Raw genomic sequence first — 11,599 nt, 5'->3', positions numbered from 1 at the left:
CGCAATGTCTACCGCAAATTTACGTATCAATGGCGACCGTTTATGGGCCTCATTGATGGAACTCGCACAAATCGGTGCCACACAAAAAGGTGGCGTCAAACGACTGGCCCTGACTGATCTTGACAAGCAAGGCCGCGACCTCGTCGTCTCCTGGGCCAAACAGGCTGGCCTCACTGTCACTATAGACCAGATAGGCAATGTCTTCATGCGTAGGGCAGGCAAGAACCCTGCGCTGCCACCCATCATGTCCGGCAGCCATATCGACACCCAGCCCACCGGCGGCAAGTTCGACGGCAACTACGGCGTGCTGGCCGCGCTCGAAGTCGTGCGTACCCTCAATGACCACAATATAGAAACAGAAGCACCCATCGAGGTCGCCTTCTGGACCAATGAAGAAGGCTCACGCTTCGTCCCCGTCATGATGGGCTCAGGCGTATTCTGCGGTGCATTCACACTCGAACACGCCTATGCCGCCAAAGACACAGAAGGCAAGACCGTAGGCGATGAACTAGCACGCATAGGCTACAAAGGCACAGAAGTGCCAGGCCAGCATCCAATAGGTGCCTATTTTGAAACCCATATAGAACAAGGCCCGGTGCTGGAAGATGCTGACAAAGTCATCGGCGTCGTCCCCGGCGTGCTTGGCCTCTCATGGTACGACTGCATCGTCACCGGCATGGAAGCCCATGCAGGCCCCACACCCATGGCCCTGCGCAAAGACGCCTTGCAAATCTCCACCAAAATCATGCAAGAGGTCGTCAACATCGGCAACCGCTACCCACCCTATGGCCGTGGCACGGTAGGCATGGTGCAGGTTTTCCCCAACAGCCGCAACGTCATCCCTGGTGAAGTCAAATTCAGCATAGACCTGCGCAATGTGTCGTCCGAACTGCTGGACACCATGCACAATGAAATCCTCGCCTTCGTCGACAAAACCAGCAAGGACAGCGGCCTGAACATCAGCGTAGAACGCGTCTCCTACTACCCCCCATGCCCCTTCCACCCAGACTGCGTCAACGCCGTACGCGAAGCCACAGCCACCCTGGGCTACAGCACCATGGACGTAGTATCAGGCGCAGGCCACGACGCCATCTACACCGCCAGACTGGCTCCATCCGGCATGATCTTCGTACCCTGCAAGGATGGTATCAGCCACAATGAAATTGAAGATGCGAAATCAGAACACCTGGAGGCGGGGTGTAATGTGTTGTTGCATGCGATGTTGGGGAGGGCTGGGACCGTAGTTTAATCAAGCCAGTTTGGCTTTCGAATTTATTCCCAATAATACTTATTCCTATTGTTTTTTAAAGGCAATATGAATAGTGTGTTAAATTTTTCTACCCTGCGCAATGTGCATTCCGATCAAATAATTAACTTATAGGTTCTTTATCTAGATTATTTCAGTTGTACCTTATTGGCGACAAAATTTTGTTGCTAGGCAAAGTTGTGGCATAAATAATTTATCTCTTCTTTCTTAAACTGATTATATTTGCTAGTGTTGTAAAAAAATAATCAAAATATTTGATTATGCCTACTTACGCTAAATGAAGAAGCCAGCTTTTGAGGGATACATATGAGTCAAAATGCGCCGGTGCGTCCATTACACCTACACACTATAGAGTCATTGTGTTTAGATCTCATAGCAGGACATTCAACTGAAATTAGCGAAACTGGCGAGACATTTTCTCTACCGACGGCAGAGTCTAGGTCTGTACTCCAGTGGTATTTGAAAAATCGTACTAAATGGGCAGGGAGTCTTTCAGGTAGCGATATTGAGCCTATCATTGCAAGCCTGAAGATTGCGCCCAGTGCATTACAGGGCAATAAAGTTCCGTTAATAGGACAAAGGAAAACGCTGATCCTTAAGAGATTGGTGGCTCATAGATTCGCTGGTTTACACCTTTACGGTAAATATTCCCTTCCTCCTGACGATTTCGTATTTGAACCAAAAGACAAAATCACTTTATTTGAAGGTTTCAACGGAGCAGGAAAAACATCTTTGTTAAACGCCATCGTATGGGTGCTTACAGGGGAAGTGTTACGCCCTCAACGTTCTCCCGAACCAGCAATCATGGAGTTCGAGTGTGAATTGGAGTCTAGCGATGCTGGACAACAGGCAACTCATCACAAACTAAATCCTGTTACACCTCTACCGAATCCCGCAATCGAAAGACCAGTTAAGCCATATATCGAGGCAGATACGTGGGTGGAATTGACGTTTATGGATGAGGATGGTCGATCTCTCCCTCCGCTTAAACGGATGGTCACGCGAACTCCAAGAGGGAAGCTGGAAGAGCATGTTATCAATAAGGAGGAACTTGGCGTTGACCCTGCCGCTTTGCGCACTGGCACGGTAATGCCGGCAATTTTGCAATACTGTGAAATTGGCTCACCTTCGCAATTAGGTAAAGCTGTCGCACACCTTACTGGGTTAGCTCCATTAGTTGACCTTTCAAAGCATGCTGCAAAGGTGAAAGCTCGTATTTCTGGTGAATTGAAAAAAGAGCGAAATACTGAAATAACGAATGCAGATGTAGCTTTCCAACGCTCACACGCAGACTTGCTAAGTCTTATAGAAAATAATCCGCTGTTGAAACTTGATCTGGTGATTGCAGAACCTGGAAAAGGATCGTCAACTGAAGAGCACTTAAAGAAAGTAGGTGAGCATCTGGAGTTTCTAAAAACTAAAGGACTTGCAGATGCTAAAGATGTGTTAGGAGATACTTTTAATCCAGAGATAAAGAGCGACCGAACTAATTTGGAAAATAGCATTAACACCGCGAACAGTGCTATCGATGGATTGTCAGCCACATTATCAGCAAAACGTCTCGCAGGCCTTCGAAAACTCAGTGAAGAGCAACGGCAAGATGCGGTATCAAAAATGGGCTTAATTTTTGACGAGGCTGAAACATTAGTTAAGTTAGCAAAGAATCAGGATCTGGCTTCACGTCTACGTTTGTATGCAATTGTGGCTGAGTGGATAAGAGATAACAGTGCCAAAGAATCTTTGGTTGATACTTGTGTCATTTGTGGCTCTGATTTAGAAGGAAAAATAGATCGCACAACAGGTTCATCAGTGCGAAATCATTTGCAATCTGCATTACACGACGACTCATCTTTGATTTCGAAAACAATGGAAAAATGGTCGACTGCGACGATTTCCAACTTATCCTCAACACTCCCTGAAACACTTGCAACTGAACTGAAAAAAGAACTTCCTGAAAACCCATGTGAATTGATGATCAAGGCAGTGGTAGAGGAAATGTTAGGTGTAGAGGCATTTGATGGGGTACTAAACTCCTTGCGGGACCAAGTAAAAATAGCCTGTGAAAGAATACTTGAAAGTGCTCCTAAATTGTCTTCATCAGAATTTCAAGACATTTCTGAAAAACTTCCTGGTCTTGTGACTCTTCAGAAAGTTTTGTTACGCTTGGACAGGGCTTTACGTTATTCTTCATGGGGACTTGCAAACGTTGAGTTCTCGCGTTCCTTTATTTTTGAAATTGTAGGAAAAGGACCAGAAGAGCCAAAGCCTAATTCAAACTCATTGCTAGGACGAATCTCTCGTTTAAAGGAAATTGTCAACGCTGTTGAACCAATAAATTCTGCAACCGAATTCTGCAATCGTATGGAATCTGATTTAAAGAAACGACGAATAGCAGAGATGAAGTTGGAAGAATATGATCACGCCATTTCTGCACTGAATGAATGCACTAAGCTAGGTGGCCTAGCGGAAAATCAAGTTCAAAGTTTGCAAGGGAAACTGCATTTTGTTGCGTCCGAATGGCGTAACCGCATTTATCAAGGCGCATATCCAGCGACAAGTCATTCATTAACAAATACAGTAATGGAGTCTGATGGGAGTATAGATTTCTACATAGGTAGTCAGGGGGTATCAGCACCAGCACAACACGTTGCGAATGCATCAGCATTTCGAGCTAATCTCGTTGGTTTTTATCTGGCTTACTGGGAGTACCTTAACAAAGAGCGAGGTGGCCTTAATTTAATATTGTTGGACGACCCGCAAGAGTTGTTAGACGTTGATAATCGAGATCGACTTTCTTCTGCACTTGCTACTCTAACAGCATCAGGTGCTCAGCTTTTTATAACTACGCATGACAATCGATTTGCAAACTCGCTGGTGGTTTCAGCCCAAGCCCAAAGTGTTGTCGTAGATCATCGTCAAGTTCATCCTCCTACTGCTAATCGGCCAACTCTTATTATTTCACCGAGTTTGCTTGATGTTAACAAGGCTCTATGCCTTACAAAAGGGGACGAAAATGACGTAAAACTGGCACAAGAGTATGCAGGTAAATGCAGAGAATTTATAGAGGCTCGTCTTGGCGATTTATTTGATGATGCTGCTTTCCCAGCAAGTGTCGCTACCACAATGAAACCGACATTGGGCGATCACATAAATCAATTGAAAGCTGCAGTGAAAGCTGGATCAAGTGAAATTTTTCAAGCTGGAACCTTAGTACGCCTTAGCAAAGATCCTGCATTTGCCACTAATTCTCCTGTGCTTGGATTACTAAATAAAGCTCATCATAGAGATCGTCATCTGATTCAGCCACAAGATGTCGCTAAATATCGGAATGAACTTGAGCGAGTTCGCAAAGATGTAGAGTTGGCGCATCAAGATTTCAGGTTATTCTGCCGGAGAGAGCAGGTTGCATTTGTGAAAACGGAATTCGAAACTCTTACAACAGAAAAAATTCCTGACTTTACTTGGCCGATACGCCCAAACCTTTCAGCATTTGTTAAGGGGATGTCAACAGGAGAATCGCAGGAAACAGAAATGGAGTTGTTGGAGTCAGCATGCTTTGAAGGAAAAGCATTTTATTTTTTACGTACTCAAAATTTTGGTTTCGCTTCTACAGTTCAAAGTGTTGCTATTGTTGAAGCCATTCCTAGTGAGGTGGGCGATCTGCAACTTGCTATTGTGCGACGTGGTGATGAGATTTTTGCACGTAGAATTCTTCGTGCAAAAAATAAAAATATGATTTCTTTGGTATCAGAAGCTCCTGATCCGCGAAGTAGTAAGCCAACTCTGGCTTTTAAAGAATCTGAGCTGGCACTTCATAAGGTCGTTGGCATACTTTTTCAGACGGCGTTTGTGCTACCAGCGAGAGCTAGTGGTGAAGCAGTAAAAGTTGACTATGCTCACTTAATTTGTAACATCAAGAGTGCTTATCGGGTTAAAGAGCAAAGTGCAATACCGCTTGCCTTGCCTGGCCAGATTGCACTAGGGGGCCAAGAAATCGTCTTGAGTGATTTAGACCGACATGAACTTGCTTATGTGGCGCTTCACCTTGGTGATGGAACGAGTCTATTTAAGCGAGTTGGAAAGCGGTTGCCAGGTTCGCTTAACCATTTACGTCAATTTGAAACTATTGGTGGCCTAGGCGTTGCAGATGTGCTCGCAGTTGATCGACCGGAACCTGGATTCAATACTGTAGAGCGCGCGACGCTCATCACTGGAGTTCTCTATGAGTTTAGCTAAATTGGAGGTGTTGTGTTAGGAATGGTTTGACTTAAAGAGTGTTACTTAATTGCATATGCACGATTTCTATAGCTGAGTCAGAGAGAGCAGTTGTAATGGCATAGAAAATGGTTTTAATCTTTACTTGCTATCCTTTCCCGAAAAACACCCAACAATCGCATCCGCAACCGCCCTGACCCGTGCAGTGCGGGCAAGGTCGCCATGCATAACCAGCCATACATCGTAGCTGTCTTCCCGCTCTGGCCACAGACGGGTGAGCAGGGGATCGTTTTCTGCCAGGTGGGTCGCCAGCTCGGCGATGCCGAGTCCGGCGCGTGTGGCTTCGAGCAGCATCATGGCGCTGCTGACTTCCATGGTGACGCGGGCGTTGGCGATGGGTAGGCCGCAGAGTTTTTCTGTCTGGCGTGGAGCGATACGGTGCTGGTAGATGATGATGTCGTGGCCGTCCAGGCCCTTGCTGTCTGGTGGAGCGGGGTGTTTCTTGACGTAGCTTTTTGCGGCGAACAGGCCGAGCTTGCGCTTGGTCAGGTGGCGGGCTATCAGGTCGGGGTCGGTGGGCCTGACGATGCGTACGGCTATGTCTGCTTCGCGTCTGGTGAGGTTGCTCAGTTGGGTTGCAGTGCTCAGCACGATGCGGATATCGGGGTGGGCGGCGTGCAGCTTTTGCATGGCGGGGATGACGAAGTAGCTGGCCATGGTATCGGATGTGGCAACGCGCACTACGCCTGAGAGGCGGTTATCTATCCCGGCGATTTCGCGCTGCAGTTTGTCTGAGGCTTTTTCCATCATCTCGGCGGCTGTCAGTGCATGTTCGCCTGCCGGTGTTGCGACGTAACCTGAAGGCGTGCGCAAGAACAGGCGCGCATTCAAAGCCTGCTCCAGCGCCGCCAGCCGCCTGCCTGCAGTGGCCTGGTCGATATTGAGCGTGGCCGCTGCACTGCGCAGGGTGCCTGCTCTGTAAATCGCCAGAAAAATTCTTGTGTCGTCCCAATCCATGCTTGATGCAATCATTTCAGTGTTCAATTTGGTGATGCAATTTTGCATCAGACTGCTGATATTATGCTTATTTACTGCATCACACAAGACAACTACCATGTTCCCAGGTTTATCGAAAAGGGGTTCTCATGAGCAGGCTAAGTGGTGGGCAGGGCAGTATCAATCTAGTGCATGAATGCAAAACAATGGAGGCGGCTGTGGCAGCGACAGGCAGCCCGCGCCTGGGCAAGCTGGATGAGGCGCTGATCTTGCTGACACTGGCGCTGGGTTTCATGATGGCGATGGTGGATGTGACTTCGGTCAATATCGCATTGCCTGCGATTGCCAGCAAATTTTCTTTGCCGTTGAGCCGTCTGGTGTGGGTGGTGGATGCCTATACCCTGAGTTTTGCTTCGCTCTTGCTCATAGGCGGTGCGCTGGCTGAGAGATGGGGGGCAAAGACGACTTACCAGGCGGGCTTGCTGGTGTTTATTGCGGCGTCGCTGTTGTGTGGTCTGGCTGGCAGCGGTGCTGTGCTGATTATTGCGCGATTGCTGCAAGGCCTGGGCGCGGCCTTGTTCATGCCTGCATCATTGAGTTTGATGAGTCATACTTTTCAGGACATCAAGCAGCGCACCAAGATGCTTGGCATATGGTCGGCCCTGGTTGGTGTTGCCAGCGGTAGTGGCCCGCTGATAGGTGGCATGCTGGTACAGCAGTTTGGCTGGCGCAGTATCTTCATGGTGAATATCCCGCTGGGGATACTGGGTGTGTTGATGGTCAAAAAGCTGATACCCAAAGCACCTGCGCACCCAAGGCCGCTATCCCTGCTCAGTCATGCCTTGCTGCTCGTTGCGCTGGTCAGCCTGACTTTCATCCTGATCGAAGGCCCGGCCTATGGCTGGCAATCTGCACTTATCCTGTCGCTGCTGGCTGGCATGGTCATCAGCACGTTGGTGCTGATAGTGCAGGAGAGACGCGGCAGCTCGCCCTTGCTGCCACGCGCGCTGTTCGCCAGTGCGACCTTCCCGGCGGCGAGCGGCATAGGTTTCCTGATCAGTTTTTCTACCTTTGCGCAAATCTTTTTGCTGGGGATTTTCTTCCAGGATGCCTTGCATGTCACCGCTCATGAGGCAGGTATGCAGATGCTGCCTATGATGTTTTCTTTCATGGTCGGTAATCTGCTGTCTGGCCAGGTTTCTGCCAGGGTGGGTACGCGCTACCCCTTGTTGTTTGGCACGGCCAGTGCTGCACTGATGGCATTGTGCATATTGCTGACTACCCTCAACACTGACATGGCTTCAGCCTTGATGATGCGCACGCTGACATTGTGTGTCGTCATCATGAATATCTCTGTAGGCGTCGCCCTGCCTGCGATGACGACGACAGTGCTGCAAGTCTGTGGCACGCGCTATGCAGGCAGCGCCTCTGCCGCCGTCAATGCCAGCCGCCAAATCGGTGCACTGGTTGGCGTGGCCATCATGGGTGGGATATTCCATGCAACAACAGACTGGACATGGCGCATGCCTGTGGCGTTTGCGGTGCTGTTGGGAAGTTATGCGCTAGCCTGTGTGTTGACGTATTTGTTTATTCCTAAGCTGAGGCAAGGCTGACGACAACCATGTCACGAAATAGATGCATGGTTTGGTAGGAGCGGCTTCAGCCGCGAATCGTAGCTATACGTATATCGGCGATTCGCGGCTGAAGCCGCTCCTACGGGTGGTCAAGACATTTTCCTGGGATTTGATCCCTAGTTGTTTGGCAAATCCATGAATCTCTCATCGAGCATATCAATCAAACTGCGCACCGCTGGCCTTATCCGTCGCTCGATGGAAACACCAGGTGGACGATATTGTATTTCAGGGGCCAGTACAGCAATTCGCCTTGTTCGCCTATCACTTGCCTTGGTAAAATTGCTTAAGCTCCTTGAATGCTATCCAGACTTGCTGGAAGAGATCAAGGTGTAAGTGGAGGCGGCCCTATCTTATGGCTACATTTTCTATCTATGCGCGAGAAACTCTGATCGGCCATTCTTTGCTTGAGGCGGGTGATCCTTTTATGGGTGTGGCATCTGGCGTATTCTTACCAGCACCTGATTATGAGCTGGTAAAAAATGAATGCAGGTGCAATCATGCAGATCAATCACATCTGGATTTATCAGCGCGTAGTGAAACTGGTTTGGAAATCCCCTGCTTGTGCGTGAGTGTTCTCGATTATTCCCTGGAAATGGACGAGTCATTCATTGAGGTTAATGTCATGGGTATTGCCGGTTCGCTTTATACAGAATTATTTCCTCAGCATGTAGAAAGCTACAGACAGAAATTCAAGTGAGCTAGTTTGAATTTGCTCAATAGTAAGTACATATATATCGGCCATTGTTCGCAGCTGAAGCCTCTCCTACGGGGCATAGATAATTGGCTGTTCTAATTATTCGGCAAATCCCTAAACCTCTCATCCAGCATATCAATCAAACTGCGCACCGCCGGTCTTATCCATCGCCTTGATGGAAACACCAGGTGGACGATGCCGTGTTTCAGGGTCCAGTAGGGGATGAGCTGGACCAGGCGGCCGTCTTTTAATTCTTCTTCCATCATCATCACAGGTAATGTCACGACGCCTGCGCCGGCGATGGCGGCCTGGCGCAGGGCTGTCATGTCATCGCTGATCATGCGTGGGGTGTGGCGCATGGTCAGTAGTTCGCCTTGTTCGCCTACCAGTTGCCACAGGTATTCTTCACGCGCGGGGCCGAGGTCCAGGCTGGGGTAGTTGGCCAGGTCGGCTGGTTGTCTTGGCGTGCCCAGTTTCTCCAGCAGGGCGGGGCTGGCGGCCAGGCACCAGCAGCGGGTGCCTAATACCTTGACGACCAGTTCGCTGTCTTCCAGCGGGGGCGGGCGCACGCGTATGGCGAGATCAAAGCCTTCGGCTATGACATCGACACGGCGGTTGCTGGCTTCGAGTTGCAGGGTGACGCGCGGGTGGCTGGTCATGTAGTCGGCCAGGATAGTGCCGACCTGGGCATGCAGCATGGCGATGGGGCAGCTCAGGCGTATCACGCCTTGTGGTTCTGCCTTGTCCTGATCTATGGCTTCTTGTGCGGCGCTGGCTTCGGCCAGCATGGCCTTGCAATGGCTGTAGTAAGTCTGACCTATCTCGGTGACAGAAAAACTGCGCGACGAGCGCTGTATCAGGCGTACGCCCAGGCGTTCTTCCAGTTCGGCGATGCGGCGACTGAGTTTGGACTTGGGTATGCCCAGGGCGCGCCCGGCTGGGGCAAAGCCGCGGTGGTCGACCACCTGGGCAAAGTAGTAGAGGTCATTCAAGTCTTGTGACATGGCGTTTATTTTTTAATTTATCGTTCGAGTCCATCGTTCTATTTATGGGACGTTGCATCATATTTTCGCCTACTACCGCCTTGTTTGGGAAGAATTTACACTTCTTTCCATCGACACCAAGCGTGTCCAACCAGCAAGGACAAGATCATGAAACAGGTTTTAGGTATCTACGGTACTAGCGGCCAACACTGGGTTGGTGATGGTTTTCCGGTGCGGACTTTGTTTTCCAATGCCAGCCTGGGCCAGCACATCAGCCCGTTTTTGATGCTGGATTACGCAGGCCCTGCGCAGTTTGCGCCGATGACGGGCGAACGTCAGCGCGGCGTTGGCAGCCATCCTCACCGTGGTTTTGAGACGGTGACCATTGTGTATCAGGGCGAAGTTGAGCACCGCGATTCAACTGGGGCAGGTGGCACCATAGGCCCGGGTGATGTGCAGTGGATGACGGCAGGCGCAGGCATTTTGCATGACGAGTTTCATTCAGAAGCTTTCAGCCGCACAGGCGGCACGCTGGAGATGGTGCAACTCTGGGTCAACCTGCCAGCACGCGACAAGATGACGACGCCGGGTTATCAGGGCATTTTGAATCGCGATATCCCTGTGCTGGATTTGCCAGGTGGCGCAGGTTGTCTGCGGGTGATTGCCGGTAGCTATGCCGCTAATAATGGGCCAGCACATACGCATACGCCTATGGATGTTTGGGATATGCGGCTGAACCAGGGCATGGCTACGAGCTTGAATTTGCAGGCGGGCCGTACCGCCATGCTGGTTGTGCTGCAAGGCACGGTCAAGATCAATGGTCAGCAGTTGGCCGGGCCAGCGCAAATGGTCTTGCTGGACAAGGCAGGTGAAGATGTTTTGATACAGCCAGAGGCTGATGCGCATGTGTTGCTGCTCAGTGGTGATCCCATTGATGAACCGGTAGTGGCGCATGGGCCTTTTGTGATGAACACGGCGACTGAGATAGACCAGGCTTTTGCGGATTTCAGAAGCGGTAGTTTTGGAAAAATTTAATAGTTAACAGCAATTTTTTTACGTGGGCAATCTTGCCCACTTTTTTGAGGAAGTTGACATGAACAAAGATCTCTACAAACGTTTGAATAAAGATGATGCAATCCTGCTGCTGGTGGATCACCAGACTGGTCTGTTGTCGCTGGTGCGTGATATCCAGCCTGATCAGTTCAAGAACAATGTGCTGGCGCTGGCAGATGTGGCGAAGTACTTTAATCTGCCAACGATATTGACGACGAGTTTTGAGGATGGCCCGAATGGCCCGCTGGTACCGGAATTGCGTGAGATTTTTCCTGACGCACCCTTCATTGCGCGCCCTGGCCAGATCAATGCCTGGGACAATGAAGAGTTTGTGACTGCCGTCAAGGCAACCGGCCGCAAGCAAATCATCATCGCTGGCGTGGTGACTGAAGTGTGCGTAGCTTTCCCTGCCTTGTCGGCTCTGGGTGAGGGTTATGAAGTGTTTGTGGTGACGGATGCATCAGGCACTTTCAACGACATCACCCGCAATTCTGCCCTGCAACGCATGCAGGCAGCAGGCGCGCAGTTGACGAGCTGGTTTGCGGTTGCCGGTGAATTGCACCGTGACTGGAGGAATGATGTGATCGGTCTGGGCACACTGTTCTCGAATCATATTCCTGATTACCGGAATCTGATCAACAGCTATACCAGGGCGAGTGCAAACAAGTAAGTTTGTGAAGCGATAAGCCTGCTTGTATGAAACAGCAAGGGCCTCTTCATATGTATGAGGAAGCTCTTGCCTGTTTTCATTCAGCCT

Annotated in this window: 8 protein-coding genes; 6 read left to right on the top strand and 2 right to left on the bottom strand. The window is 49.9% G+C overall.

Annotated features, from left to right (window positions below):
- The first annotated feature begins 4 nt into the window (after positions 1-4).
- Both ACO0LC_RS08745 and ACO0LC_RS08740 read left to right on the top strand, forming a co-directional pair.
- Positions 5-1,249: a Zn-dependent hydrolase gene (locus tag ACO0LC_RS08745; protein ID WP_423002269.1), complete on the top strand. Its 1,245-nt coding sequence runs from the start codon at positions 5-7 to the stop codon at positions 1,247-1,249.
- Positions 1,250-1,573: 324 nt separating this feature from the next.
- Positions 1,574-5,503 carry an AAA family ATPase gene (locus tag ACO0LC_RS08740; RefSeq protein ID WP_423002268.1) on the top strand — a complete coding sequence of 1,310 codons (3,930 nt, stop codon included), beginning with the start codon at positions 1,574-1,576 and terminating at the stop codon, positions 5,501-5,503.
- Between the two features lie 120 nt (positions 5,504-5,623).
- Here the strand turns inward: ACO0LC_RS08740 and ACO0LC_RS08735 are convergent, their stop codons facing one another.
- Complete coding sequence (locus ACO0LC_RS08735; RefSeq protein ID WP_423002443.1) at positions 5,624-6,499, bottom strand: LysR family transcriptional regulator; 876 nt, start codon at positions 6,497-6,499, stop codon at positions 5,624-5,626.
- 128 nt (positions 6,500-6,627) lie between these two features.
- Between ACO0LC_RS08735 and ACO0LC_RS08730 the strand changes: the two genes are divergently transcribed.
- Both ACO0LC_RS08730 and ACO0LC_RS08725 read left to right on the top strand, forming a co-directional pair.
- Positions 6,628-8,091: an MFS transporter gene (locus ACO0LC_RS08730; RefSeq protein WP_423002267.1), complete on the top strand. Its 1,464-nt coding sequence runs from the start codon at positions 6,628-6,630 to the stop codon at positions 8,089-8,091.
- Positions 8,092-8,464: 373 nt separating this feature from the next.
- On the top strand, positions 8,465-8,809 hold the full coding sequence (locus ACO0LC_RS08725) for a hypothetical protein (protein ID WP_423002266.1): 345 nt from the start codon (positions 8,465-8,467) through the stop codon (positions 8,807-8,809).
- 92 nt (positions 8,810-8,901) lie between these two features.
- Here ACO0LC_RS08725 and ACO0LC_RS08720 read toward each other — a convergent pair whose 3' ends face one another.
- Entirely contained in the window at positions 8,902-9,810 is a 909-nt protein-coding gene (locus tag ACO0LC_RS08720) for a LysR family transcriptional regulator (RefSeq protein WP_423002265.1), read from the bottom strand.
- A 147-nt stretch (positions 9,811-9,957) separates the two neighbouring features.
- On the opposite strand from ACO0LC_RS08720, the gene ACO0LC_RS08715 reads away from it, so the two are divergent.
- Positions 9,958-10,824 carry a pirin family protein gene (locus tag ACO0LC_RS08715; protein ID WP_423002264.1) on the top strand — a complete coding sequence of 289 codons (867 nt, stop codon included), beginning with the start codon at positions 9,958-9,960 and terminating at the stop codon, positions 10,822-10,824.
- A gap of 58 nt (positions 10,825-10,882) precedes the next feature.
- A complete protein-coding gene (gene ycaC / locus ACO0LC_RS08710) occupies positions 10,883-11,512 on the top strand; it encodes an isochorismate family cysteine hydrolase YcaC (protein ID WP_423002263.1) in 630 nt (209 codons plus the stop codon).
- Positions 11,513-11,599: the final 87 nt, after the last annotated feature.

The organism is Undibacterium sp. JH2W, from assembly GCF_049340425.1.
GTDB lineage: Bacteria > Pseudomonadota > Gammaproteobacteria > Burkholderiales > Burkholderiaceae_D > Undibacterium.
Note: the sequence above shows the minus strand (reverse complement) of the source record. Positions and strands in the feature narration are given on the sequence as shown.